The following is a 25558-nucleotide window of genomic DNA, read 5'->3' as shown; positions in this document are numbered from 1 at the left end:
ATGCACGATAACCTGATTGAAATACGCGACCTGCGCGTTGCCTTCAACGGCCATGAAGTGGTGCATGGCGTCAGCCTCGACATCCGGCGCGGCGAGTGCCTGGCGCTGGTGGGCGAGTCCGGCTCTGGCAAGTCGGTGACCGCGCATTCGATCCTGCGCCTGTTGCCGGGCAAAACGGTCAGCACCCAGGGCTCGATTCGCTATGACGGACTGGATCTGGTCAGCGCGAGCGACAAACAACTGCGCAGCCTGCGCGGCAACCGGGTGGCGATGATCTTTCAGGAGCCGATGAGCTCGCTGAACCCGCTGCACACGGTCGAGAAACAGATCGGTGAAATCCTCGTCACCCACAAGGGCCTGAAAGGCAAGGCGGCCCGCAATCGCACCCTTGAGCTGCTGGAACTGGTGGGCATCCGGGATCCGCTGTCGCGCCTCAATGCGTATCCGCATCAGCTGTCTGGTGGGCAACGCCAGCGCATCATGATCGCCATGGCGCTGGCAAACGAGCCTGACCTGTTGATCGCCGACGAACCGACCACGGCGCTGGACGTGACGGTGCAGGTGAAGATCCTCGAACTGCTCAAGTCCCTGCAACAGCGGCTGAACATGTCGCTGTTGCTGATCAGCCATGACCTTAATCTGGTGCGACGCATTGCGCAGCGGGTCTGCGTGATGCGCGAAGGCGAAATCGTCGAACAGGCCGACTGCGAAACACTGTTCAATAGCCCGCAGCACCCTTACAGCCAATTGCTGATCAACGCCGAGCCCGACGGCGAGCCGGTGCCTTCAACGCACAGCAACACGTTGCTGTCGGTGCTGGACCTTAAAGTCTGGTTTCCATTGACGAAGTCCTGGTTCAACCGCGAGCAGCAGTATGTGAAGGCTGTGGATGGCGTGAGTTTCGAACTGCTCAAAGGCAAGACGCTGGGTATCGTCGGTGAATCGGGATCGGGGAAGTCCACGCTGGGCCAGGCCATCCTGAGGCTGGTCGACTCCGAAGGCAGTATCCGTTTCGGCACCAAGGAACTGAGTCTGCACAGCCAGCACCTGATGCGTCCGTTGCGTCGCCAGTTGCAGGTGGTGTTTCAGGACCCGTTCGGCAGCCTGAGTCCGCGCATGACGGTGGCGCAGATCATCGCCGAGGGATTGGTCACTCACAACATCGGCACGCCCAGGGAACGGGAGGAAACGGTGATCAGGGTGCTGGGCGAAGTCGGGCTGGACCCGGCCAGTCGGCATCGTTACCCGCATGAGTTTTCCGGCGGCCAGCGCCAGCGCATTTCCATTGCACGCGCGCTGGTGCTGGAACCGGACCTGATCCTGCTGGACGAGCCGACCTCGGCGCTGGACCGTACCGTGCAGAAACAGATCGTCGCGCTGCTGCGTGATCTGCAGATTCGTCACGGCCTGACCTATCTCTTTATCAGCCACGACCTGGCGGTGGTACACGCCCTGGCGCATGACCTGATCGTGATCAAGGACGGCAAGGTGGTCGAACAAGGCCCGTCGCGGGAGATTTTTGCCGCCCCGCAGCAGCCCTACACACAGGAGCTGCTGCGCTCGTCGGGGCTGGTGTTCGGCTGAACGCCAGACCTTCAGGCGGCTGAAACCCGCTTGTGCCCGCAGGGCGCGGGAGTTCTTGCAGGTGACGACGGCAGCAATGGGCCGCCTCCCACAATCCGGTGAACTGCGCGTCACTTCACATTGATGGTGATCTTCTTCGACTCGACGCTCGGGTTCAGCGGGATGTGGCTCTTGTCGCCGACCAGCAGTTGCAGGGTGTGCTGGCCGGGCGGCAGGTTCACTTCGGTTTCGGTCTGGCCCTTGCCGAAATGACGGATGTTGTCAGTCATCGGCAACGGCGCATCCATCGCGGGCTGGTCCTTCACGTCAATCAGCAGGTGATGGTGCCCGGTTTCTGGAACATCCACACCGGCAGGCGCGACGCCCATGCCTTTGAGGCCGAACTGCACTTTGAAGGGCGAGGTGACGGTCTCACCATCCTTCGGCGAGATGATGTAGACCTCGGCTCCCGCCGCCGATGCAGTGCGCGGGATGTCGGCAGCGCTGACCAGCATCGAAGCGCCCAGCAGAACGCTCGCAACGACAGCCCCAGAAAATAGCGACTTCATGATTTCTCCAGACGTGATCGACGTGATGTCGGGCTGTGCAACGATAGCCCGAGCCACGTGAAAACAGCTGAACGACTTGATGAAACAGTTTTCATGAATCCGAGCGCGGCTGCATTCGGGACGCGACTACGGGAAAACCTCGTCGCCACGACGCCTGAACCAGCCGGTCAGTGACAGCCTGTCCCGGGTTGCGGGCAGCACTTCATGGGGGATTTCGCCGGAAAGAAACACGACCAGACAACCGCCCGCAGGCTGCACGTCATACGCGACCTCTCCCTTCAGGTACATGCGCAGCTGGCCGCCATGTTCAGGCAGCCAGGCGTTGTTGAGGTACAGCACCGCCGACACCATCCGTTTGTCGTCATCGCGGAAACGGTCCACATGGCGCAGATAGAAAGCGCCGGGCGGATACTGGGCGAAATGGCTTTCGTAATCCTCAAGCCCCAGAAACAGACCGCGGTTGAGTGCAAGACGCAGGCTGTCCATCAGTTCCAGATAGCTGTCGCAGCAGTCTGCCTGACCGGCCTCCAGCCACTGGATGCGGTCGCCGCGAATCCCCTCGCGCACCTCATGCGCAAGCCCCCGGCCTATACCGGCAGGCTCCAGCTCACCTTCGGCAGCACGCTTGCGGCACTCTTGTTCGAGTTCGAGGGTCAGACTGGCGGGCAGGAAAATATTCTGCTGCGACCAGCCGTTTGCGGCCAGGTCGTCGACGATTCGTAGCAGCAGCGGGTGATCGGAGGGTATGCGCATGCGGCGCATCATATCCATAAGCCCTGAAATCCGACAGAGGCGCGTATGTGGCGCGTCATATGCGGTAGATTTCGCTGCGCAAGGGCAGTGATAACTCGACAAGTCCCCGGTAACACCCGGAGAATAGCGACCTGCCGACAGGAGTCCCTAATGCGCCGTTTGTTTGTTTTGTTGTTGATGTTGTGCACTGCGCCTGCCTGGGCGGACAGCTATGACCAGTTGTACAAGGCTGCAGGCTGGCCGGACCAGCGTGCGCACTTCAACGATGCCTTGAAAGCTGCGCAGCAGCGCTACCGGGACAACCTGCCACCTGCGGTTTTTCAGGCGCTGGTCAATAACAGCAATCAACGTTTTGCGCCGCAGGCCATGGATCAGCGTGCCGCACGTCGCCTGCGTGAAAGCCTGAAGGACCCCAATCCCTCGCTGCAATTCTTCCAGTCGCCTCTGGGTCGCAAGATCGTCAATGCCGAACTGACCGCGACCCGCGCCGATCAACTGGCCAAGCACGCCGAAGGGCTGCCACACATCGAAGCCGACGCCACTCGCCAACTGTTGATCGGCCATCTGGCGCAAGCGCTGCCCGCCAAGCAGGCCGGTGCCGAAGTCAGCCTCGCCATCGCCGGAGTGGCCGCCGACAGCCTGAGCCAGATGATTCCTGGCCTGTTGGGCGGCGGTCAGGCGCAAGGCATGCTCGAAGGCCAGCGCGAGCGCCTGATGGCGCAGATCAGTGCCGACCTGAACAACACGTTGCTGTACGTCTATCGCGAGTTGTCCGACCCGGAGCTGGAAGAGTTTTCGACCTTCGCCGAATCGCCGGAAGGTCAGGCGTATTATCAGGCGGCACTCGCCGCGATCCGCGCAGGGCTTGCGGTCGGACAAAGCACATCAAGTTTGAATCCCGCGCAGTAAGCCTGCGGTCGTTATCAAAAAGGACGTTATGAAAGACTCGATCGCATTGCTCGCCACCGCAATCGCCATGGCGCTTCTGGCCTCGCTGTTCTGGAACGAACTGGGGCAGGACGCATTTGCTGTGCTTGGCCTGATCACGACTGTGACGCTGGCCGTCGACAACTTCCGTCTGCGCCGTCAGGTCAAAGCGTTTTCGGCCCCTACTCTCCGCAAGCCTTAACGCAGTCGCGCCGCCAGAAAATCGAAGTACCGCGCACGCAGCTCCGGCAGTTCGTTGGCCAGATGATGGCGGGCGGGGCCAAGCATCAGGATCTGCGGTTCGCTGAATTTGTCCTTCAGAACGTTCAGGTTGTGCAGCCAGTCCACCGTCATGTCTGCCTCCCCCTGAATGATCAACGGGCTGCGCTTGCTGCGTGGCGCGCTTTCGATACGCACGATCCATTTCGCCAGCGCACCGACCCAGGCGGTCGGCAGCCGGGTGGGCTGCAACGGGTCGGCCAACAGGAACGGTAGGAAGGCCGGTGCGTTGGAGTTTTCGGTAAAGCGCCGGGCGATGCCGGTCACGAAGGGCTTGAGCAGGTGGTAACTGAGCCGTGACCAGCCCCAGGCACGCGGCCGCACCAGTGGCGACAGGAGAATGACCTGCCCTTGCGCGGGGCTGTCAGTGCCCTGATTGAGCAGATGATCGATTACGATGGCACCGCCGGTGCTCTGGCCACACAGGTGCCAGGGTTTCGGCAGTCTGAGTGCCTGCGCCTCCAGCAACAGTTGCTGAAGCACGGCCTGATATTCCGCGAAATCGTTGATGCTCGCACGGCTGCCGCTGGAAAGTCCGTGCCCCGGCAGGTCGCAGGAGATCACCGCAAAACCCTGCCCCAGTGCCCACTCGATCACGTGCCGGTACAGACCCATATGGTCATAGAAACCGTGGAACAGAAACAGCGTCGCGACAGCGTTTTCAGGCATCCACACCTGCCCGACGATCTCGTATCCCGCGACATCCAGCCGACCCAGCCAGCTACGAATGACATTCTCCCCACCCAGACTGCCAAGTCCATAAAAGCGCTGGTACGCCTGTCCGTCCGGCGAAAGCGGATCGATGACGCCCAGTGGCAACAGGCTGGCGCGCAGATTATCGGGGTCGAACGTAACGGACATGGGCTTTCCAGTTTCGGGCGAGCGCCGCGAGCAGATGATGCAGGGATAGTCTTCTGTCTGCCCGGGCCTGGCAAGCCTGATCGGCTGACACAGTCAACTGTCTTTCACAAAATTCATGCATTGTATCTGCCTGGTATCTTCACTACCCAGCCCTGAGTCAAAACGGTAGCCTTCATCCCCGCAATACGCCAACCATTGAGGACCCGGATGAAACGCAGCCTGATCGTTCTTGCCATCGTCGCCGTCGTTGCCAGTGGCGCAGGCTGGTATATCCACAGCAAGCAGCCGGTGCGTGATGGCGAAATTGCCCTGAGCCATCTGCAGGCGCCGGTCAGCGTGCGCTACGACGAGCGCGGTGTGCCCCATATACGTGCCGAAAACGAAGCGGACCTTTACCGGACTCTGGGGTATGTACAGGCTCAGGACCGGCTGTTTCAGATGGAAATGATAAGGCGTCTGGCACGTGGCGAGCTGGCCGAAATCCTGGGGCCGAATCTGATCGAGACCGACAAACTGTTCCGCAGCCTGCGCATCCGTGAGCACGCAGCAGCCTATGTAGCGCGTCAGGACAGGAACACGCCGATGTGGAAGGCCCTGGAAGCCTATATCGACGGCATTAACCAGTACCAGGACACCCACGCAAGACCGATGGAGTCCGACGCACTGGGCATCCCCAAGCGGCCTTTCAGCGCGGAAGACACCCTCAGTATCGGCGGCTATCTGGCCTACAGTTTTGCCTCGGCACTGCGCACCGAGCCTTTGATGACCTATGTGCGCGACCAGTTGGGGCCGCAATACCTGAAGGTGTTCGATCTGGACTGGCACCCGGACGGCGTACTGGACCAGAAACCCGCGCTGACCGGTGCGGACTGGAAAGGCCTGGGCGCGCTGGCGAAGCTGAGCAACGAAGCGTTCGAACAGGCCAGTCTGCCGCAGTTCGAAGGCAGCAATGCCTGGGCGATTTCCGGCAGCCGCACGCAAAGCGGTAAACCCATTCTGGCGGGCGACCCGCACATTCGCTTCTCGGTGCCTGCGGCCTGGTACGAAGCGCAGCTGTCGGCCCCGGGTTTTGAACTGTACGGGCATTTTCAGCCGCTGAACCCGTTCGCGTTTCTGGGCCACAACATGGACTTCGGCTGGAGCCTGACCATGTTCCAGAACGACGACATGGACTTGATTGCCGAAAAGACCAATCCCGAAAACCCCAATCAGGTCTGGTATCACGGTCAGTGGGTCGAGATGACCCGCACCGAGCAGCAGATTGCGGTCAAGGGCCAAGCGCCTGTCACGCTGAGCCTTCTGGAATCGCCCCATGGGCCTATCGTCAACGACGCCATGGGCAAAAATGCAGGAAAAGTGCCCATCGCCATGTGGTGGTCGTTCCTGGTGTCGGAAAACCCGGTGCTGGATGGTTTCTACGAGGCCAACCGCGCCGATACACGCGAAAAGATGCGCAATGCGGCCGCAAAGATCCAGGCGCCCGGCCTGAACATCGTCTGGGCCAACGCCAAGGGTGACATCGGCTGGTGGGCAACGGCGCAATTGCCGATCCGCCCGGAAGGCGTCAACCCGACCTATATCCTTGATGGCAGCACGGCGCAGGCCGACAAGCCGGGTTTCTATCCCTTCAGCGCCAACCCGCAGGAGGAAAATCCGGCACGTGGCTACATCGTGTCTGCCAACTTCCAGCCGCTCTCGCCTACCGGTATGCAGATTCCGGGTTACTACAACCCTCCGGAGCGCGGCCAGCAGCTTGACCGTCAGTTGAGCGACGCTTCGGTCAAGTGGGACCTGGAGGCCAGCAAGAAGCTGCAACTGGGCACACGGACCGACTACGCGCCGAGCATTCTCCGGCCGTTGATTCCGGTGCTGCGCAGCGTGGTCAGCGACCCCGAAGAACGGGCACTGGTGGAACGGATGGCCAGCTGGAACGGTGAATATTCGCTGGATTCGGTCGGTGCAACGCTGTTCAACCAGTTCCTGTTCGACATCACCGAAGAAACCTTCCACGACGAACTGGGCGATGACCTGTTCCAGACGCTGTTGACAACACGGTCGCTGGACATGGCCCTGCCACGCCTGGCCGCCGATGCCGATTCGCCCTGGTGGAACAACCGCAACTCACCTCACGAGGAAAGCCGCGCCAATACCGTCAAGGTGGCCTGGCGCGCCAGCGTTTCGCACCTCAAATCCCTGTACGGCAACAACCCGGACGAATGGGTCTGGGGCAGAGCGCATACCCTGACCCAAGGCCATCCACTGGGCTCGCAGAAGCCACTGGATAAAGTCCTGAACGTCGGCCCTTATCCCGCGCCGGGTACGCATGAGGTGCCGAACAACCTGTCATCCAGCATTCGTCCTGCGCCCTGGCCCGTGAACTACGGCCCCTCGACGCGGCGCCTGATCGACTTCGCCGCCCCCGCCAACAGCCTGGGCATCAACCCCGTGGGTCAGAGCGGCGTGCCGTTCGACAAGCACTACTCGGATCAGGCCAAGGCCTACATCAACGGCGAATACATGAAGCAATACTTCAGCGAACAGGACGTGGCCGAGCATACCGAAGGGGTGTTAAGGCTTGTGCCGGAGCGGTGACAGGAGACCCTGACCGCGTACATGACGCCGAGCGTCTTCAGAGGCGTTTTCACGCTAAAGCATGGCCAACAACCTGGACTGACTGACTCGACGCCAGTTTGTAGGAGGCGGCTTGCCGGCGATTCGGTTTCCCAGGCACTGACCTGTGACTGAACTGACCCCATCGCCGGCAAGCCGCCTTCCATGAGTCCCTTATTGCCGCGAGACAGGGCAGACAGCAGCCTTGCCCATCACACCGCCGGAGCGCGGCGTGGGTCGGGTTGTTTCCAGGCGTCGGCAGCACTTTCCTCGATGGCTTGCTGGATCGCGCGCTTGCGGTTGTTTTCCGCACGGCGCGTGAAGAACCAGACCAGGAAGGTCGCCAGCGACACGGCCAGCAGAATCAGGCTCGCCACCGCATTGATCTCGGGCTTGACGCCCAGTCGCACGGCCGAGAACACTTCCATCGGCAGGGTCGTCGAGCCAGGCCCGGAGACGAAGCTGGCCAGGACCAGGTCGTCCAGCGACAGCGCAAACGACATCATGCCGCCCGCCGCCAGCGATGGCGCGATCATCGGGATGGTGATCAGGAAGAATACTTTCCAGGGACGCGCACCCAGATCCATCGCCGCTTCTTCGATCGACAGGTCCAGCTCGCGCAGGCGCGCCGACACCACCACCGCCACGTAGGCGGCACAGAACGTGGTGTGGGCGATCCAGATAGTCACGATGCCGCGTTCCTGTGGCCAGCCGATCAACTGCGCCATCGCCACGAACAGCAGCAACAACGACAGACCGGTGATCACTTCCGGCATCACCAGCGGCGCCGTGACCAGCCCGCCGAAGAAGGTCCGGCCCTTGAAACGTGTAATGCGGGTCAGCACGAACGCTGCCATCGTGCCCAGCGCCACCGCCGCGATGGCGGTGTAGCAGGCGATTTCCAGCGAGCGCATCACCGAGCCCATCAGCTGCGAGTTGTCCAGCAGGCCCACGTACCACTTCACCGACCAGCCGCCCCAGACGGTCACCAGTTGCGAAGCGTTGAACGAGTAGATGACCAGAATGACCATCGGCGCGTAGATGAACAGCAGGCCGAGTATCAGCACCAGGTTCGAGAATCGAAAGGTCTTCATGCCTTGCCCTCCAGTTCTTTGGCCTGACTGCGGTTGAACAGGATGATCGGCACAATGAGCACCAGCAGCATGATGACCGCCAGCGCCGAAGCCACGGGCCAGTCACGGTTGTTGAAGAATTCCTGCCACAGCACACGGCCGATCATCAGGGTTTCCGGCCCGCCCAGCAGTTCGGGGATTACGAACTCGCCGACTACCGGGATGAAGACCAGCATGCAGCCGGCGATCACGCCGTTCTTGGACAGCGGCACGGTGATTTTCCAGAAACTGTTGAAGGTGCTCGACCCCAGGTCGGACGCGGCTTCCAGCAGGCTGGTGTCGTGCTTCACGAGGTTGGCGTACAGCGGCAGGATCATGAACGGCAGATAGGAATACACCACGCCGATGTACACCGCCAGATTGGTGTTGAGTATCTGCAACGGCTGGTCGATCAGGCCCAGCCACATCAGGAATGCATTGAGCAGGCCGTTGTTGCTGAGAATGCCCATCCAGGCATAGACGCGGATCAGGATCGCGGTCCAGGTCGGCATCATGATCAGCAGTAACAGAACGGTCTGGATGTCCTTGCGCGCATTGGCGATGGCGTAGGCCATCGGGTAGCCGATCAGCAGGCACAGCAGCGTGCTGATGAACGCCATTTTCAGCGAACCCAGGTAGGCCGAAACGTACAGGTCATCGCCGGTCAACAAAGTGTAATTGGCGAGGTTGAGCACCAACTGCAACTTCTCTTCGGCGTAGCTGAATATCTCGGTATACGGCGGGATCGCGACGTCGGCTTCGGCGAAGCTGATCTTGATGACAATCAGAAACGGCAGCGCAAAGAACAGAAACAGCCAGAGGAACGGCACACCGATAACGATCTGTCGGCCGTTGGGCTTGATGCGCTCGAAGGCGCGCTTGATCTTGCGGATTTTCATGAGCGCAGTACCACGCCGCTGTCGTCTTCCCACCACACGTAGACTTCGTCGCCCCAGGTCGGACGCGCGCCCTGACGCTCGGCGTTGGCCACAAAGGACTGCACCAGCTTGCCGCCGGGCAATTCAACGTAGAACACCGAATGACCGCCCAGGTAAGCGATGTCGTGGACCTTGCCGCGCGACCAGTTGTACTCGAAGCCCGGCTGCTCGGTGGTGACCAGCAGTTTTTCCGGGCGCAGTGCGTAGGTGATGCTCTTGTCTTCCACGGACGTACTCACGCCGTGGCCAACGTAGATATTGCGCTCCAGCTCCGGGCTGCGAATCAGCGCGTGGCCTTCCATGTCCTCGATCACTTCGCCTTCGAACAGGTTGACGCTGCCGATGAATTCACACACCAGACGGCTGGTCGGGGTCTCGTAGATGTCGATCGGGCTGCCGATCTGGGCGATCCAGCCCAGGTGCATGATCGCGATACGCTCGGCCATGGTCATGGCCTCTTCCTGATCGTGGGTCACCATCACGCAGGTCACCCCCACGCGCTCGATGATTTCCACCAGCTCCAGTTGCATCTGCGAACGCAGTTTCTTGTCCAGCGCGCCCATGGGCTCGTCGAGCAGCAGCAGTTTGGGCTTCTTGGCCAGCGAGCGGGCCAGGGCCACACGCTGACGCTGACCACCGGAAAGCTGATGCGGCTTGCGCTTGGCGTACTGGGTCATCTGCACCAGCTTGAGCATTTCGGCTACGCGGGCGTCGATCTCCGACTTGGCCAGTTTGTCCTGCTTGAGGCCGAAGGCGATGTTGTCGGCCACGGTCATGTGCGGAAACAGCGCGTAGGACTGGAACATCATGTTGATCGGACGTTCGTACGGCGGCATGTCGGTGATGTCGACGCCGTCGAGGTAGATACGACCCTCGGTCGGACGTTCGAAGCCTGCCAGCATGCGCAGCAGTGTGGACTTGCCGGAGCCCGATCCGCCGAGCAGAGCGAAGATCTCACCCTTGTTGATTTGCAGGGACACGTCGTCCACAGCAATCGTCTCGTCGAATTTTTTCGTGACGCGATCGATCTTGACCAGCACCTGTTTGGGTTGCTGACCGCCTTCGAGGGCTTTCTTGTAGGCGCCGGAGGCAACTGCCATGGGTGAAACTCCCAACATGATAGGCAGCCCGGCCAAAACGGCCGGGCGCTGGATTGTTATTTGCCCGACTTGACCTTGGTCCAGCTGCGGGTCATCAGACGTTGCACCTTGGGTGGCAACTCGCTGTTCACGAACAACCGGTCCAGCACTTCCTGAGGCGGGTAGACCGCTTCGTCGGTGCGGATCGCCTGATCCATGAACTCACCCGAGGCCGGGGTGGGATTGGCGTAGCCGACTTCATCGCTGACCTGAGCGATCACCTTGGGGTCGAGCAGGTAGTTGATGAAGGCGCTGGCGGCCTTGACGTTTTTCGAGTCAGCCGGAATCGCCAGCATGTCGAACCACAGGTTGCCGCCCTCTTTCGGGATGCTGTACGCAAGCTTCACGCCTTTGCCTGCTTCTTCGGCGCGGGCCTTGGCCTGGAACACATCGCCCGAGAAACCGGCCGCAACACAGATGTCGCCGTTGGCCAGGTCCGTGATGTATTTGGAGGAATGGAAGTAAGTCACGTAAGGACGAATCGCCATGAGTTTGGCTTCGGCCTTCTTGTAGTCGGCTTCCTTGGTGCTGTTGGGATCAAGCCCGAGGTAGTTGAGCATGGCTGGCAGCATTTCGTCCGCAGAGTCGAGGAACGCTACGCCACAGCTGGACAGCTTTTTGATGTTTTCAGGCTCGAACAGCACCGACCAGGAATCGATCTTGTCGACGCCCAGCGCCGCTTTGACCTTCTCGACGTTGTAACCGATGCCGTTGGTGCCCCACAGGTAAGGCACGGCGTACTGATTGCCGGGATCGTTCTTCTCCAGACGCTTGAGCAGCGCCGGGTCGAGGTTCTTGTAGTTGGGCAGCAGCGACTTGTCGAGTTTCTGGAACGCGCCCGCCTTGATCTGCTTGCCGAGAAAATGATTGGACGGCACCACCACGTCATAGCCGGTGCGACCGGCCAGCAGCTTGGCTTCCAGGGTTTCGTTGGAGTCGAACACGTCGTACATCGGCTTGATGCCGGTCGCCGCTTCGAAGTCCGCCAGCGTGGTCTTGCCGATGTAATCGGACCAGTTATAAATATGCACGGTGGATTCGGCCTGAGCACTGGCTGCCAGTGTCAGCCCGGCAGTCACCAGCAAGGCTTTGGAAAGATTAGAAATAGACACAACATGAATCCTTTTAACAGAGAGGCCTGAAAGCCGGATGGCATCCGGACGACAAAACCGGCGCGCAACTTACCGTCTATGAGTCCAACCAGCAAAGTTTTCGGCAATTTTCCTGTCTGTTGGAAGCTGCGCACCGAGGGCTACGCAGCTTCCACAGGTTTCATGACAGGCTTATTTACCTGATTTGATCTTGGTCCAGCTGCGGGTCATGATCCGCTGAGTCGCGGCAGGCAGATCTGCGATGGCATACAGTTTGGCCTGTACGTCAGCAGGCGGGTAAACGCCCGGATCGCTGGTGATCGCCTTGTCGACCAGAGGCGTGGCCGCTGCGTTGCCGTTCGGGAAGCGCACCGCGTTGGTGATCTCGGCCATGATTTCCGGCTTCATCAGGAAGGTCATGAACTTGTAGGCGCCTTCGACGTTTTCGGCATCCTTGGGAATGGCGACCATGTCGTAGAAGCTGCCAGCACCTTCCTTCGGAATGTTGTAGGCAACCTTGACCTTGCCGCCCGCTTCTTCAGCACGGGATTTGGCCTGGTAGATATCACCCGAATAGCCCACTGCGACGCAGATGTTGCCGTTGGCCAGGTCCGAGATGTACTTGGACGAGTGGAAGTAGCCGATCGATGGACGGATCTTCATGAACAGCGCTTCGGCTTCAGCCAATTGCTTCTTGTCCTGCGAGTCGGTCGGGTAACCCAGGTAATGCAGGGCAATCGGCAGCATTTCGGTTGGCGAATCGAGGAAGCTGATGCCGCACGATTTCAGCTTTGCCGCGTTCTCGGGCTTGAACAGCAGGTCCCAGGAATTTACCGGTGCATCGGCACCCAGCGCAGCCTTGACCTTTTCCGGGTTGATACCGATGCCGATCGAGCCCCACATGTACGGGAAGGCGTGCTTGTTGCCCGGGTCGCTGACCGACACTGCCTTGAGCAGCGATTCGTTCAGGTTCTTCCAGTCAGGCAGCTTGGACTTGTCCAGCTCCTGATAAACGCCAGCCTTGATCTGCTTGGCGAGGAAGTTGTTGGACGGGACAACGATGTCGTAACCGGACTTGCCGGCCAGCAATTTGGCTTCGAGCGTCTCGTTGCTGTCGAAAACGTCATAGACCACCTTGATGCCCGATTCCTTCTCGAACTTGGCAACGGTGTCCGGCGCGATGTAATCGGACCAGTTATAGACGTGCAGCACTTTGTCATCGGCCTGCGCAGCGGTGGCCACAACGCCCATCATGGACAGGGCGAGAAGGGTCTTGCCAAATTTTTTCATGCGTAGCTCCAATGTTTTTTTATCACTGACCGATTAGATTAGCGGCTTGTAGCCATTAGTCTGGCAAGTTCATGGGCAGGCTTTCAAGCCGACACCTGTCGAACACCCTTATTCCACTCAACAAACGCCCATGGCGTGGACCGTCCGCCGCCACGGTTCAGCCTTCCAGCGCCGCCAGGGTCAGGTCCAGGCATTTGCGAGCCTTCTCTACCAGCTCATCAATCTGCTCGAACGTGATCACCAGCGGTGGCGCGATGATCATGGTGTCGCCCACGGCCCGCATGATCAGGCCATTGTCGAAGCAGAAGGTTCGACAGATCATGCCTGCGCCCTTGTCCGTGTATCGCTCGCGCTTCGCCTTGTTCTTCACCAGCTCGATAGCGCCCAGCAGGCCGACGCCGCGCACTTCTCCTACCAACGGATGATCACTCAACTCACGCAGACGCTTTTGCAAGTATGGTGCCGTTTCAGACTTGACCCGTTCGACGATCTTTTCTTCGCGCAAAATGCGAATGTTCTCCAGCGCCACGGCAGCGGCCACGGGGTGACCCGAATAGGTGAAACCGTGGTTGAAATCGCCGCCCTCATTGAGTATTGCCACGATTTCGTTGCGCACCACCAGACCGCCCATGGGCACGTATCCTGAGGTCAGCCCCTTGGCAATGGTCATCATGTCCGGCTTGAGGCCGTAGAAATCGCTACCGAACCACTCACTGGTGCGCCCGAAACCACAGATCACTTCGTCGGCGACAAACAGGATGTCGTAGCGCGACAGGATCTCCTTGATCTTCGGCCAGTAAGTGTCAGGTGGCACGATCACGCCACCCGCGCCCTGAATCGGCTCGGCAATGAACGCACCGACATTATCGACACCCAGCTCCAGAATCTTCTTTTCCAGCTGTTCGGCTGCCCATACGCCGAACTCGTCCGGCGTCATGTCGCCACCCTCGCCAAACCAGTACGGCTGCGGGATATGGGCGATGCCGGGAATCGGCAGATCGCCCTGCTCGTGCATGTAGGTCATGCCGCCCAGGCTCGCGCCCGCGACGGTGGAGCCGTGATAGCCGTTGATGCGGCTGATAATGGTCTTCTTGTTCGGCTGGCCCTTGAGCGCCCAGTAATGACGAACCATGCGCAGCATGGTGTCGTTGCCTTCGGAACCGGAGCCGGTGAAGAACACATGGTTCATGCCTTCAGGCGCAATGTCGGAAATCACTTTGGCCAGTTCCAGCACCGGCGGGTGGGCGGTCTGGAAAAACAGATTGTAGTAAGGCAGCTCGCGCATCTGTTTACTGGCAGCATCGGCCAGTTCTTCGCGGCCATAGCCGATAGCCACGCACCACAGGCCGGACATGCCGTCCAGAATGCGATTGCCTTCGCTGTCCCACAGATAAACGCCGTCAGCGCGGGTAATGATGCGCGGGCCTTTCTCTTTCAGTTGTTTGTAGTCGCTGAACGGTGCCAGGTGATGCTCGCTGCTCAAGGCTTGCCATTCGAGGGTTTGCGGGTTGTGGTTGGCACTCATGCAGCACTTCCTTTTAATCAGGTCAGTAAGCGGGACATCGCCGTCTCATGCGGCGACGCCCTGCCGGGTCAGACGGCGAACAGCAGGAACTCACGCTCCCAGGAGCTGATCACGCGTTTGAAATTCTCATGCTCGGCACGCTTGACCGCGACGTAGCCAATGATGAATTTCTTGCCCAGGTACTTTTCGATGGTCTTGCTGTTTTCCATCCGCTCCAGCGCATCCTCGATGGTCAGCGGCAGGCGCAGGTTGCGGCGCTCGTAACCGCGACCGACCACCGGCGCGCTCGGGTTGATGCCTTCGACCATGCCGATGAAACCGCACAGCAGGCTGGCGGCAATGGCCAGGTACGGATTGGCGTCAGCGCCCGGCAGGCGGTTTTCCACCCGGCGATTCTGCGGCCCGGCATCCGGCACACGCAGGCCGACAGTGCGGTTCTCTTCACCCCATTCCACGTTCACGGGCGCGGAGGTGTCCGGCAGAAAGCGTCGGAACGAGTTAACGTTGGGTGCGAACAGGGGCAGCAGTTCAGGAATGAATTTCTGCAGGCCGCCGACATGGTTGAGGAACAGCTCGCTCATCGTCCCGTCTTCGTTGGAGAAGATGTTCTGGCCGGTCTCGATATCGATGATGCTCTGGTGCAGGTGCATGGCGCTGCCGGGCTCGCCGGTCATGGGCTTGGCCATGAACGTTGCTGCAACGTCATGCTTGAGCGCCGCTTCGCGCATGGTGCGCTTGAACACCAGAATCTGGTCGGCCAGCGACAGTGCATCGCCATGACGGAAGTTGATCTCCATCTGCGCAGTGCCGTCTTCGTGGATCAGCGTGTCCAGGTCCAGGTTCTGCAGCTCGCACCAGTCGTAGACGTCCTCGAACAGCGGATCGAACTCGTTGGCCGCTTCGATGGAGAATGACTGGCGGCCGGTTTCAGGACGCCCCGAGCGGCCGACCGGAGGCTGCAGCGGATAGTCCGGGTCGTCGCTACGCTTGGTCAGGTAGAACTCCATCTCCGGCGCCACGATAGGCTGCCAGCCTTGGTCGGCATAGAGTTTGAGGACTTTCTTGAGGACGTTGCGCGGCGACAGCTCGATGGGGTTGCCCTGCTTGTCGTAGGTATCGTGAATCACCTGCGCAGTGGGCTCGATGGCCCAAGGCACCAGATACACCGCGTTCTGGTCGGGGCGGCAGATCATGTCGATGTCGGCCGGGTCCAGCAGCTCGTAGTAGATATCGTCTTCTACGTAGTCGCCGGTGACCGTCTGCAACAACACGCTTTCAGGCAGGCGCATGCCTTTTTCAGCGATGAATTTGTTGGTCGGAGAGATCTTGCCGCGGGTGATCCCGGTGAGGTCGGACATCATGCATTCGACTTCGGTGATCTTGTGTTCTTTCAACCAATCGGTGAGCTGGTCGAGGTTGGTACTCATAAATACCTCAGGGTTTTGGTGTCCTGATCGCGATCAGGCGTTTTTTCGACGCATCGGCGTCATGGTGTACAACTCGTTTAAGGAGCCAAGAAGGCGTAAGGTGACACCTGCACGGGCACAATTCCACACAGCCGCCGTCACACTGACGAGGCCGCTATAGTGGTAGTGTCCAGTATTGAGAATGAAACGGGTAACGCGCAATGGCAGTCCGGGTGCCCTCATCATCAGCGATGGCGCACCATGAGCACTGATATCACCGGCATGATGACCGTTCTGCGGATTGGACCTAGTCATGCCGGTCAAGGGAAGGCGCAGCATTGAACCCCCGGTATTATTGCTTTATGGGTTGCGATCGAGCTTAGCCTTGTTCATTTTTTTATACAACAATCCGTTAAAAATAGAAGACAGGCAGTCCTGGCGCATATTCCAAGGCAGCCGAAGGCCCGAAAAAATGCCCCAAATAGCAGCAAAAATGGCTTTTTGGAGCATTTTTAGGGCACATAAAGGCTCTATTGACTTCATCATGGCTTTCGGATTGACTGAGACCCGTAATCATTGATGATTGATATTTTTAACAACAAAGGTGTTGCATCATGTCGGTACCCCCGCGTGCCGTTCAGCTTAATGAAGCGAACGCGTTCCTTAAGGAACATCCTGAGGTTCTGTACGTTGACCTTCTTATTGCAGATATGAATGGTGTGGTGCGTGGCAAACGCATCGAACGCACCAGCCTCCATAAGGTTTACGAGAAAGGCATCAACCTGCCAGCCTCTTTATTTGCTCTGGATATCAATGGCTCCACGGTGGAAAGCACCGGCCTGGGCCTGGACATCGGTGATGCTGACCGAATCTGCTATCCAATCCCCGACACCCTGTGCAACGAGCCGTGGCAAAAGCGCCCTACCGCGCAACTGCTGATGACCATGCACGAACTCGAAGGCGACCCGTTCTTCGCCGACCCGCGTGAGGTGCTGCGCCAGGTCGTCGCCAAGTTCGACGAAATGGGCCTGACCATCTGCGCCGCATTCGAGCTGGAGTTCTACCTGATCGATCAGGAGAACGTGAACGGCCGTCCACAGCCTCCGCGCTCGCCGATCTCCGGCAAACGCCCGCATTCGACACAGGTTTACCTGATCGACGACCTCGACGAATACGTCGATTGCCTTCAGGACATTCTGGAAGGTGCGAAAGAGCAGGGCATTCCGGCTGACGCCATCGTCAAGGAAAGCGCCCCGGCCCAGTTCGAAGTGAACCTGCACCACGTGGCCGACGCCATCAAGGCGTGCGACTACGCCGTACTGCTCAAGCGTCTGATCAAGAACATCGCCTACGACCACGAAATGGACACGACCTTCATGGCCAAGCCCTATCCGGGTCAGGCGGGTAATGGTCTGCACGTCCACATCTCGATCCTGGATCGCGATGGCAAGAATATCTTCACCAGCGAGGATCCCGAGCAGAACGCCGCATTACGTCATGCGATCGGCGGTGTGCTCGAGACCCTGCCGGCGCAGATGGCGTTCCTGTGCCCGAACGTCAACTCGTATCGCCGGTTCGGTGCCCAGTTCTACGTGCCCAACTCGCCAACCTGGGGCCTGGACAACCGTACCGTTGCCATCCGGGTTCCCACGGGCACAGCCGATGCCGTGCGTATCGAACACCGCGTGGCCGGTGCCGATGCCAACCCGTATCTGCTCATGGCTTCCGTGCTGGCAGGCGTACACCACGGCCTCGTCAACAAGATCGAGCCAGGCGCGCCGGTAGAAGGCAACTCCTACGAGCAGCATGAGCAAAGCCTGCCGAACAACCTGCGCGATGCATTGCGTGAGCTGGACGACAGCGCCGTCATGGCCAAGTACATCGACCCGAAATACATCGACATCTTCGTGGCCTGTAAAGAGAGCGAGCTGGAGGAGTTCGAACACTCCATCTCCGACCTTGAGTACAACTGGTATCTGCATACAGTCTGATTGAGGCTGAGCAATAAAAACGCCGCAGGCTCTTTGAGCGCTGCGGCGTTTTTCATGATGCCTGAAGTTTTTTCAGATACGCCTTACAGCCCGCCGACGTGAAACGCCTTCACTTCCAGGTACTCATCCAGACCATAACTGGAACCTTCACGGCCCAGACCCGACTGTTTGACACCGCCGAACGGCGCGACCTCCATCGAAATGATGCCGGTGTTGAGGCCGACCATGCCGAATTCCAGCGCCTCGCCGAAGCGCCATGAACGACGCAGGTCCTGGGTGAAGTAGTACGCGCCCAGGCCGTACGGCGTGGCGTTGGCCAGTGCCAGCGCCTCGGCTTCATCGGTGAAGCGCATCAGCGGTGCGACCGGGCCGAAGGTCTCTTCGTTGGCCAGCAGCATGCCTGCGTGGGTATCGCCCAGCACGGTCGGCTGGACGAACTGGCTGTCGCCGTCCGGTATACCGCCGTACAGCAGTGTTGCCCCCTGGCTCAGGGCGTCGTCGATGTGGCGGGCCACTTTGCTGACGGCCGCCGGGTTGATCAGCGGGCCAATGGTCACGCCGTCTTCCATACCGTTGCCGACCTTGAGCCTGGCGACTTCTTCCACCAGACGCGCGGCGAAACGGTCGTAGATGCCGTCCTGCACCAGAATGCGGTTGGCGCACACGCAGGTCTGTCCGGCGTTGCGAAACTTGCTGAGCATGATGCCGGTAACCGCCTGTTCCAGATCGGCGTCGTCGAACACGATGAACGGGGCATTGCCGCCCAGCTCAAGGCTCAGGCGCTTGATGTGTTCGGCGCTCTGGCGCATCAACAGGCGACCGACCGCAGTCGAGCCGGTGAACGAAATCTTGCGCACCACCGGGTTGCCGGTCAGTTCTTCACCGATGCCGGCTGGCATGCCGGTGATGACGTTGAATACGCCTGCCGGAATGCCCACGCGCTCGGCCAGCACCGCCAGTGCCAGCGCCGACAGTGGCGTGAGGTCCGAGGGTTTGACGATGATCGGGCAGCCCGCCGCCAGGGCTGGCGCGCACTTGCGGGTGATCATTGCGTTGGGGAAATTCCAAGGCGTGATGGCGGCGCAAACGCCGACCGGCTGTTTGAGCGTCATCAACCGGCGGTCCGCGCTCGGCGCGGGAATGGTTTCGCCATAAGAGCGGCGTGCTTCTTCGGCGAACCATTTGACGAAGCTGGCGCCGTAGCGGATTTCACCGCGGGACTCGTTCAGCGGCTTGCCCTGCTCAAGGGTCATGATCAGCGCCAGGTCTTCGACGTTCTCCAGCATCGCCTGATGCCAGCGCTCCAGCAGACCTGCACGCTCGGCGGCCGGGCGGGCTCGCCAGGCCGGCCATGCGCGCTCGGCGGCTTCGATGGCGCGACGGGTTTCAGCGCCTTGCAGCGCCGGGACCTGTGCGATCACATCGCCGGTAGCCGGGTCGGTAATGTCCAGCGTCGCGCCATCGTCGGCCACGATCCACTGCCCATCGACATAGGCGCGTTCTACCAGCAGGCTGGGGTCTTTCAAATGGTTCTTGAGCATGGTCGGTCGAGTCCTGTTCCGGGATGACTGCCAGTCTAAGCAGCCATCACAGTCCAGGATGCTGAAAGCAGGGAATGCGGGCGGCAAACGATGCTGAATTTCGCGCCCGCACGGCAGCCTCTACTGCTTCAGCGAGCCCAGCAGACTTTGCAGAAAACGCTCGCCTGCATTCATCTGGCTTTCTTCGATGAACTCGTCGGGCTTGTGCGCCTGCTCGATGGAGCCAGGCCCGCAGACCACCACTGGCACGTTGAGGCGCCCGGCGAACAGGCCGCCTTCGGTGCCGTACGAGACCTTGATGTGCCGGGTGCCCGGTTCGGCGAAGGCGTGCAGCATGCGCACGGCTTCAACGCTGGGATGTGTCTCCAGCGCTGGATACTCGTTCATGATTTCGATGTCGATGGCTGCAACGCCGGACAGCTGCCTGGCTTCACGCACCAGCACTTCGGCGCGCTCACGCAACTGCTCCAGCAACTGGTCAGGGTCATCGCCCGGCAGGTTGCGGTATTCGAATTCCAGGGTGCAGAGGTTCGGCACGATGTTCAGCGCCTTGCCGCCATCGATACGGCCGATATGTACAGTGCTATAGGGAATGTCGTAGCCGTCGTCACGCACGCCCTGTTGCTCGACCTGTTTCTGGCTCTTGCGCAGCTCGGCAATGAAGTCGCTGGCCAGGTGAATGGCGTTGACCGCACGCGGTGCCAGCGAGGAATGCGCTTCCTGACCCCGGCAGTAAGTGCGGTACGAACTCTTGCCTTTGTGACCGACCGCGAACTGCATCAGCGTCGGCTCACCCACTACACACAGAAACGGACGTACAGGCGCCAGATGCAGCACATCCAGCAAACGCCGCACGCCGACACAGCCGATTTCTTCATCGTGGGACAACGCCAGTTGCAGCGGGCGGGTCAGGGTCATGTCGGCGGCATCGAGCATGGCGTCGATGGCCAGCGCGATGAAGCCTTTCATGTCGCAGGTGCCGCGCCCGTAGATGCGCCCGTCACGCAAAGTTGCCTGAAACGGCGGTACGGTCCACGCCTGTCCAGCGGCGGGCACGACGTCTGTGTGCCCGGAGAGCAGCACGCCGGGCTGCTCTTGCGGACCGGTGCTGGCAAACAGGTTGGCCTTCTTGCCGGTCTCGTCCCTGACGATCAGTGACTCGATGCCCTTGGTCGCCAACAGGTCGCGAACGTACTCGATCAGCGCCATGTTCGGCTCAGACGACACGGTTTCGAAGGCAATCAGACGTTTGAAGATGTCCAGCGCACGCGGTGTCATGAGGCTTTACTCGCAAGTTCTGAGAAGGCGGCGAAACGGCGGATATCGAACGGACTGATCAGCGTGCTGGTACTGCCAGTGCTGATCAGTTCAGCCATCACATCGCCCACGCCAGGGCCGAGCTGGAAGCCGTGGCCGCAGAAGCCGAACGCGTAGTACAGGCCGTCGACCTTGCCGCTGGGGCCCATGATCGGCAATGAGTCCGGCGTGTAGCTTTCGATGCCGCTCCACACGCGAATGATGTTCAGATTACCGACGCCGGGCAACAGACGGCGCATCTGCTGCATGTGATTGATGAGGCTGTTCGGGTCGAAGTACGCACGGCGGTTGACCATGTCCGGCCTGGTGCGCACGCCGCCACCGATCACAATGTTGCCGCGCGCGATCTGGCGGTAGTACACCACTTCGTGGGGGATTTTGGTGAACACGCCAATCACTGTCGGCAGCGCGTAAGGCACTGGCTCGGTGACAGACATTTGCGGGCCGAAGGTTTCCAGCGGCACCGGCTCGCCGAACTGCGACGAGAGCTTTTCGCCCCAGGCACCGGCGGTGATCAATAATTGATCAGCAGTGAAAACTCGGCCATCGGTGGTCGTGATCTGGAATTCCTTGCCGACTTTTTCGACGTGCAGCACTTCGGTGCGCTCTTCGATGCGAGCGCCAGCACGTATCGCAGCACGAGCCCAGGCAGGTGCGGCGAGACGCGGGTTGGCGTGGCCGTCATGTGGCGCGTAAGAGCCACCTTTCACGTCCGGCCCCAGAAACGGAAAACGTTCGTGCAGTTCCTTGCCACGGTAGACCTTCAGGTCCAGCTCTCGCGCCTGAGGTGCCGCAGCATAGGCGTCGAGCTCTTCGATTTCATCTTCGCGATAGCAGACCCGCATGTGGCCGCTTGGCAGAAACTCGAGGTCCTCGCCAATCAGCTGCGGCAGTCGCTTCCACAGCGCAAACGAGCGGTTGGCCAACTCCAGTTGATCCAGATGACGACCCTGACGGCGCACGTTGCCGAAATTGACGCCGCTGGCGTACTGGCCGATCACGTCGCGCTCCAGCAGCGTCACCGATTTGCCGCGCTGGCGCAGAAAGAACGAAGACGCCGCGCCCATCACGCCGCCACCGACAATCACTACATCGACCTTGGGCTGCTTCATGACACCACCTCGTCTGTCATCATCGACAACGGTTTGACCGGAGCCTGACCGCGTTGACGGCCAACCTGCTCGACCGGTACGCCGGATTCGGCAGCGATCACTTCAGCCCCGGCCTGCGAGCAATAACGCCCCTGGCAGCGCCCCATGCCGACCCGGCTGAAGGCCTTGGCGCGGTTGACTTCGCAGGCGCCCTTCTCACGGACCACGCCGCGCAGTTCGCCCGCGCTGATCATTTCGCAACGACAGATAATGGCTTCATCAGGCAACGCCTTCGCCTGCGCAGACGGCCACGGAAAGGCTTCCATCAGCCCGACACGAAAGCGATCCATGACCTCCAGATTCTGGCGAAGGTTATCCACACGCTGGTTATCCACAGGCTTGCCGAGGTCGGCCAGCACGGTCAGCGCGGCCAGTCGCCCGGCCTGTTCGGCCGCATCGGCACCGCGAATTTTCGCGCCATCGCCTGCGGCATAAACGCCTGCGACTGAGGTGCGTCCGTCGTCATCGACTGCCAGCACCCATTGCCCCGACGCTTCGTCGAAACGCAGGCCACAACCGGCAAGATCAGCCAGTTGAGTTTCAGGTCGCAAGTGATAACCCAGCGCCAGCGCATCGCAATCGACAGTCAGAGCCTTGCCATTGGCGAGTCTCACGCGCACGCCGGTGACACCCTCCTTCTCGTCACCCAGAATTTCTTCAGGCGTGATTCCCAAGTGCACCGGCACCTTGGCGCGATACAACTCAGCAAGCAACTTCATGCCGTTGAACAACAGCCCCGGACGAGACAACAGCTTGGGCATCGCGCCGATGCGCTTGCTGAAGGGCGAGGTGTCGAGCACCGCCGCCACGTCGGCACCGGCTTTGACGTATTGGCTGGCGACCAGGTACAGCAACGGACCGCTGCCCATGAACACCACACGGCTGCCGATGGAAACCGACTGCGACTTGAGCGCAATCTGCGAGCCGCCCAGGCTATAGGTTCCTGCGAGTTGCCAGCCCTTGATCGGCATCAGGCGGTCGGTGGCTCCCGCGCAGAGAATCAACGCGTCGTACTCCACCACCGAATGCAAACCCTTGCTGACGCAGCAGAGCTGGCCTGCCGTCAGGTTCCAGGCCAGGGTGTCGGGGCGATAATCGATCTGGCTGCGCAAGCGATCGAAGCTTTCGTGCAGGTCGCGCGCCTTGGCCGCTTCAGTGCCGTACAGCGCCGAGTAATCACGTTTGAAGCCTTCGGGCTGGCGACGGTAGATCTGCCCGCCGTCGCGGCGGTTCTCATCGATCAGAATCGGTTTGATGCCAGCCGCCAAAAGGGTTTCGGCGCAGCGAGTGCCCGCAGGACCGGCGCCGACGATGACCACACGCGGGCTGGCGGCGTGACTGATTTTCAGCCGTGGAGAAGTGGCCATTTCGCCTCCGGTTGGGTGGTGACGATATCGAGTCCGTCGCGGACTTCATTGGAACAGGCGCGCAAGCGTTCGCCACTGCGGGTCCAGACCCAGCAATCCTGACAGGCGCCCATCAGACAGAAGCCCGCCCGACGCCCCGAGTCGAACTCGGACTGGCGCAAGGCAGTGCCTCCGGTCAGCAGCGCAACCATGAGGGTGTCGCCCTGCAAGGCTTCGACAGGCGCGCCGTCGACGATGAGGTTGACGACCGGCCGATCACGCTCGCCCAGTCTTACAAAACGGCCACTCATGCGTAGGCTCCTACGGTGACGGGGTCCAGATCGTTCTGACGTTCCTGCAACTCGCCGCTGTCGCGGTGGCAAAGGATTTCGCTGCCGCCTGCAATGAAGCGACGACCCGGCGCGGTCTTGTTGCACAAGCCCTCGATGCGCACGGGGCAGCGATTGAGGAAGGTGCACAGCTCGGGGATGTTCGACGGCGCGCTGATGGGTGGCAGCTTGCCGCTGGTCACGCCGCAGCCTTCCAGCCAGCCTTGACGCAGCTCCGGCACCGAATGCACCAGCAGGTCGGTGTAGGGATGAAAAGGCGTCTGACTGAAGGCGTCACGGCTGCCCTCTTCGACCTTGTGGCCGCTATACATCACCACGATGTCATCGCACAGCGCGCGCACGGTGGAAATGTCATGGCTGATGAACAGGTAGGAAACGCCCAGCTTGCGCCGCAGGTCGCCAAGCAGTTCGAGAATGCAGGCACCGACCACGGTATCCAGCGCCGAGGTGACTTCGTCGCACAGGATCAGGTCCGGCTTGGCTGCAAGCGCACGGGCCAGGTTGACGCGCTGCTTCTGGCCGCCGGACAGTTCGTTGGGACGCCGGTCGGCCAGTTCGCGTGGCAGACGCACCAGGTCCATCAACTCGTGGATGCGATCACGTAGCGCCTTGCCCTTGAGGTTGAAATACATCTTCAGCGGGCGGGCCAGAATCGCGCTGACGTTGTGCATCGGGTTGAGCGCAGTGTCGGCATTCTGGAACACCATCTGAATACGACGAAACTGTTCTTTCGTTCGCCCGGCCAGGTCGCCGGACAACGGCGCTCCATCGAACGTCAGGCTGCCTTGTGCAGGATCCAGCAGACCGGCGACCACACGGGCCAGGGTCGACTTGCCCGAGCCCGACTCGCCGATCACACCGATGGCCTGACCACGACGAATGGTCAAATCGATGTCTTCCAGCACACGGATCATCGGCATGCCTTGCAGGTTTTTCTTGCCGTAGCCTGCGGTCAGGCCCTTGATGGTCAGCAGCGTGCTGTCTTTTACCATGTCGCTGGCCGGCGACAGTTTCGCATCAGGACGGGCGGCGGCGAGCAGGCTGCGCGTGTATTCGTCTTCCGGCCCCTTGAGCAACGCCGCCGTGCTGCCCTGTTCGATGATTCTGCCGCCATTGAGCACGACGATCTGATCGGCCATCTGCGCCACGACCGCAAGGTCGTGGGAGACATAGACGGCCGTTGCGCCGCGATCCCGCACCACGCGCTTGAAGGCACGCAGCACGTCGATCTGGGTGGTCACATCCAGCGCAGTGGTCGGCTCGTCGAGGATCACCAGCAGCGGATCACTGATCAGTGCCATCGCTGCCATGACCCGCTGCAACTGACCGCCCGAGACCTGATGCGGATACCGCTGGCCGATGGTTTCGGGGTTGGGCAATGCCAGGTCGCGAAACAGGTCGACGGCTTTTCGCTGCAGGTCCGAGCGGCTGCCCAGACCATGAATCAATGCGCCTTCGATCACTTGATCGATCAGCTTTTTCGCCGGATTGAAAGCCGCCGCCGCGCTTTGTGCGACGTAGGAAACCCGATTGCCGCGCAAACCTTGCAACTGGCTTTCCGGCAGGCTGAGCATGTCGTGCTCACCGACCTGAACGACGCCACCGGCCAGCTTGCAACCGCGCCGGGCATATCCCAGCAGCGCCAGGGCGATGGTGGTCTTGCCTGAACCGGACTCGCCGATCAGCGCCAGCACTTCGCCTTTCTCCAGCGCGAAGCTGACACCCTTGACGATTTCCAGCTCACCCTTGTCGGTGTCCGCCACCACGCGCAGGTCTTGCACCCGAATCAATTGACTCAT

The 25558-nt window shown here is 60.6% G+C and carries 21 protein-coding genes; 5 read left to right on the top strand and 16 right to left on the bottom strand.

What is annotated here, in order from left to right; translation table 11 throughout:
• A complete protein-coding gene (locus KDX39_RS12075; protein ID WP_231660501.1) occupies positions 1-1584 on the top strand; it encodes an ABC transporter ATP-binding protein in 1584 nt (527 codons plus the stop codon).
• A gap of 110 nt (positions 1585-1694) precedes the next feature.
• Here the strand turns inward: KDX39_RS12075 and KDX39_RS12070 are convergent, their stop codons facing one another.
• The gene (locus tag KDX39_RS12070; protein ID WP_210041973.1) at positions 1695-2132 is read right to left on the bottom strand and encodes a DUF4399 domain-containing protein; all 438 of its coding nucleotides are present in this window, start codon (positions 2130-2132) and stop codon (positions 1695-1697) included.
• A gap of 126 nt (positions 2133-2258) precedes the next feature.
• Positions 2259-2894, bottom strand: coding sequence for a 2OG-Fe(II) oxygenase (locus tag KDX39_RS12065; RefSeq protein ID WP_231660541.1), 636 nt, complete (start codon positions 2892-2894; stop codon positions 2259-2261).
• A gap of 141 nt (positions 2895-3035) precedes the next feature.
• Between KDX39_RS12065 and KDX39_RS12060 the strand changes: the two genes are divergently transcribed.
• Positions 3036-3794 carry a DUF2059 domain-containing protein gene (locus tag KDX39_RS12060; RefSeq protein ID WP_099228807.1) on the top strand — a complete coding sequence of 253 codons (759 nt, stop codon included), beginning with the start codon at positions 3036-3038 and terminating at the stop codon, positions 3792-3794.
• Positions 3795-3822: 28 nt separating this feature from the next.
• Positions 3823-4014 (top strand): hypothetical protein, encoded by a 192-nt coding sequence (locus KDX39_RS12055; RefSeq protein WP_184322339.1) that lies wholly within the window; start codon positions 3823-3825, stop codon positions 4012-4014.
• On the opposite strand, the gene KDX39_RS12050 is transcribed toward KDX39_RS12055, so the two are convergent.
• A complete protein-coding gene (locus KDX39_RS12050) occupies positions 4011-4952 on the bottom strand; it encodes an alpha/beta hydrolase (RefSeq protein WP_231660500.1) in 942 nt (313 codons plus the stop codon). The two genes, KDX39_RS12055 and KDX39_RS12050, sit on opposite strands and share 4 nt — an antisense overlap.
• Before the next feature lie 207 nt (positions 4953-5159).
• On the opposite strand from KDX39_RS12050, the gene KDX39_RS12045 reads away from it, so the two are divergent.
• Positions 5160-7544, top strand: coding sequence for a penicillin acylase family protein (locus KDX39_RS12045; protein ID WP_231660499.1), 2385 nt, complete (start codon positions 5160-5162; stop codon positions 7542-7544).
• Positions 7545-7774: 230 nt separating this feature from the next.
• On the opposite strand, the gene KDX39_RS12040 is transcribed toward KDX39_RS12045, so the two are convergent.
• The 7 genes from KDX39_RS12040 to KDX39_RS12010 form a co-directional block, all read right to left on the bottom strand.
• Positions 7775-8656: an ABC transporter permease subunit gene (locus tag KDX39_RS12040; protein WP_231660498.1), complete on the bottom strand. Its 882-nt coding sequence runs from the start codon at positions 8654-8656 to the stop codon at positions 7775-7777.
• Entirely contained in the window at positions 8653-9573 is a 921-nt protein-coding gene (locus tag KDX39_RS12035; RefSeq protein WP_099228812.1) for an ABC transporter permease subunit, read from the bottom strand. Before KDX39_RS12035 ends, KDX39_RS12040 begins: the two co-directional genes overlap by 4 nt.
• A complete protein-coding gene (potA, locus tag KDX39_RS12030) occupies positions 9570-10712 on the bottom strand; it encodes a polyamine ABC transporter ATP-binding protein (protein ID WP_099228813.1) in 1143 nt (380 codons plus the stop codon). Before potA ends, KDX39_RS12035 begins: the two co-directional genes overlap by 4 nt.
• A 56-nt stretch (positions 10713-10768) precedes the next feature.
• Complete coding sequence (locus KDX39_RS12025) at positions 10769-11863, bottom strand: polyamine ABC transporter substrate-binding protein (RefSeq protein ID WP_099228814.1); 1095 nt, start codon at positions 11861-11863, stop codon at positions 10769-10771.
• Between the two features lie 171 nt (positions 11864-12034).
• Positions 12035-13132 carry a polyamine ABC transporter substrate-binding protein gene (locus tag KDX39_RS12020; protein WP_004880509.1) on the bottom strand — a complete coding sequence of 366 codons (1098 nt, stop codon included), beginning with the start codon at positions 13130-13132 and terminating at the stop codon, positions 12035-12037.
• A gap of 157 nt (positions 13133-13289) precedes the next feature.
• Positions 13290-14657 carry an aspartate aminotransferase family protein gene (locus KDX39_RS12015; protein ID WP_231660497.1) on the bottom strand — a complete coding sequence of 456 codons (1368 nt, stop codon included), beginning with the start codon at positions 14655-14657 and terminating at the stop codon, positions 13290-13292.
• 68 nt (positions 14658-14725) lie between these two features.
• Complete coding sequence (locus tag KDX39_RS12010) at positions 14726-16084, bottom strand: glutamine synthetase family protein (RefSeq protein WP_184322344.1); 1359 nt, start codon at positions 16082-16084, stop codon at positions 14726-14728.
• A gap of 593 nt (positions 16085-16677) precedes the next feature.
• On the opposite strand from KDX39_RS12010, the gene KDX39_RS12005 reads away from it, so the two are divergent.
• Entirely contained in the window at positions 16678-18054 is a 1377-nt protein-coding gene (locus tag KDX39_RS12005; RefSeq protein ID WP_029243588.1) for a glutamine synthetase family protein, read from the top strand.
• An 83-nt stretch (positions 18055-18137) separates the two neighbouring features.
• Here the strand turns inward: KDX39_RS12005 and KDX39_RS12000 are convergent, their stop codons facing one another.
• From KDX39_RS12000 to KDX39_RS11975, 6 genes are all read right to left on the bottom strand, one after another.
• Complete coding sequence (locus KDX39_RS12000) at positions 18138-19595, bottom strand: NAD-dependent succinate-semialdehyde dehydrogenase (RefSeq protein ID WP_231660496.1); 1458 nt, start codon at positions 19593-19595, stop codon at positions 18138-18140.
• Between the two features lie 120 nt (positions 19596-19715).
• A complete protein-coding gene (gene argE / locus KDX39_RS11995; protein ID WP_231660495.1) occupies positions 19716-20873 on the bottom strand; it encodes an acetylornithine deacetylase in 1158 nt (385 codons plus the stop codon).
• Positions 20870-22024, bottom strand: coding sequence for an NAD(P)/FAD-dependent oxidoreductase (locus tag KDX39_RS11990; RefSeq protein WP_099228820.1), 1155 nt, complete (start codon positions 22022-22024; stop codon positions 20870-20872). Before KDX39_RS11990 ends, argE begins: the two co-directional genes overlap by 4 nt.
• A complete protein-coding gene (locus tag KDX39_RS11985; RefSeq protein WP_231660494.1) occupies positions 22021-23430 on the bottom strand; it encodes an FAD/NAD(P)-dependent oxidoreductase in 1410 nt (469 codons plus the stop codon). The genes KDX39_RS11990 and KDX39_RS11985 overlap by 4 nt, the downstream gene beginning before the upstream one ends.
• Complete coding sequence (locus KDX39_RS11980) at positions 23409-23720, bottom strand: (2Fe-2S)-binding protein (RefSeq protein ID WP_025996681.1); 312 nt, start codon at positions 23718-23720, stop codon at positions 23409-23411. The genes KDX39_RS11985 and KDX39_RS11980 overlap by 22 nt, the downstream gene beginning before the upstream one ends.
• Entirely contained in the window at positions 23717-25558 is a 1842-nt protein-coding gene (locus tag KDX39_RS11975) for an ABC transporter ATP-binding protein (protein WP_231660493.1), read from the bottom strand. Before KDX39_RS11975 ends, KDX39_RS11980 begins: the two co-directional genes overlap by 4 nt.

This window comes from Pseudomonas sp. CDFA 610, from assembly GCF_021147865.1.
Lineage (GTDB): Bacteria > Pseudomonadota > Gammaproteobacteria > Pseudomonadales > Pseudomonadaceae > Aquipseudomonas > Aquipseudomonas alliivorans.
This window is presented reverse-complemented; position numbering and strand designations above follow the sequence as displayed.

What these genes read in the sequence shown, in the direction of transcription:
- KDX39_RS12075 (WP_231660501.1), top strand. Translation starts at nt 1, where the DNA reads ATGCACGATAACCTGATTGAAATACGCGACCTGCGCGTTGCCTTCAAC.
- KDX39_RS12070 (WP_210041973.1), bottom strand. Translation starts at nt 2,132, where the DNA reads ATGAAGTCGCTATTTTCTGGGGCTGTCGTTGCGAGCGTTCTGCTGGGC.
- KDX39_RS12065 (WP_231660541.1), bottom strand. Translation starts at nt 2,894, where the DNA reads ATGCGCCGCATGCGCATACCCTCCGATCACCCGCTGCTGCTACGAATC.
- KDX39_RS12060 (WP_099228807.1), top strand. Translation starts at nt 3,036, where the DNA reads ATGCGCCGTTTGTTTGTTTTGTTGTTGATGTTGTGCACTGCGCCTGCC.
- KDX39_RS12055 (WP_184322339.1), top strand. Translation starts at nt 3,823, where the DNA reads ATGAAAGACTCGATCGCATTGCTCGCCACCGCAATCGCCATGGCGCTT.
- KDX39_RS12050 (WP_231660500.1), bottom strand. Translation starts at nt 4,952, where the DNA reads ATGTCCGTTACGTTCGACCCCGATAATCTGCGCGCCAGCCTGTTGCCA.
- KDX39_RS12045 (WP_231660499.1), top strand. Translation starts at nt 5,160, where the DNA reads ATGAAACGCAGCCTGATCGTTCTTGCCATCGTCGCCGTCGTTGCCAGT.
- KDX39_RS12040 (WP_231660498.1), bottom strand. Translation starts at nt 8,656, where the DNA reads ATGAAGACCTTTCGATTCTCGAACCTGGTGCTGATACTCGGCCTGCTG.
- KDX39_RS12035 (WP_099228812.1), bottom strand. Translation starts at nt 9,573, where the DNA reads ATGAAAATCCGCAAGATCAAGCGCGCCTTCGAGCGCATCAAGCCCAAC.
- potA (WP_099228813.1), bottom strand. Translation starts at nt 10,712, where the DNA reads ATGGCAGTTGCCTCCGGCGCCTACAAGAAAGCCCTCGAAGGCGGTCAG.
- KDX39_RS12020 (WP_004880509.1), bottom strand. Translation starts at nt 13,132, where the DNA reads ATGAAAAAATTTGGCAAGACCCTTCTCGCCCTGTCCATGATGGGCGTT.
- KDX39_RS12015 (WP_231660497.1), bottom strand. Translation starts at nt 14,657, where the DNA reads ATGAGTGCCAACCACAACCCGCAAACCCTCGAATGGCAAGCCTTGAGC.
- KDX39_RS12010 (WP_184322344.1), bottom strand. Translation starts at nt 16,084, where the DNA reads ATGAGTACCAACCTCGACCAGCTCACCGATTGGTTGAAAGAACACAAG.
- KDX39_RS12005 (WP_029243588.1), top strand. Translation starts at nt 16,678, where the DNA reads ATGTCGGTACCCCCGCGTGCCGTTCAGCTTAATGAAGCGAACGCGTTC.
- KDX39_RS12000 (WP_231660496.1), bottom strand. Translation starts at nt 19,595, where the DNA reads ATGCTCAAGAACCATTTGAAAGACCCCAGCCTGCTGGTAGAACGCGCC.
- argE (WP_231660495.1), bottom strand. Translation starts at nt 20,873, where the DNA reads ATGACACCGCGTGCGCTGGACATCTTCAAACGTCTGATTGCCTTCGAA.
- KDX39_RS11990 (WP_099228820.1), bottom strand. Translation starts at nt 22,024, where the DNA reads ATGAAGCAGCCCAAGGTCGATGTAGTGATTGTCGGTGGCGGCGTGATG.
- KDX39_RS11985 (WP_231660494.1), bottom strand. Translation starts at nt 23,430, where the DNA reads ATGGCCACTTCTCCACGGCTGAAAATCAGTCACGCCGCCAGCCCGCGT.
- KDX39_RS11980 (WP_025996681.1), bottom strand. Translation starts at nt 23,720, where the DNA reads ATGAGTGGCCGTTTTGTAAGACTGGGCGAGCGTGATCGGCCGGTCGTC.
- KDX39_RS11975 (WP_231660493.1), bottom strand. Translation starts at nt 25,558, where the DNA reads ATGAGTCAATTGATTCGGGTGCAAGACCTGCGCGTGGTGGCGGACACC.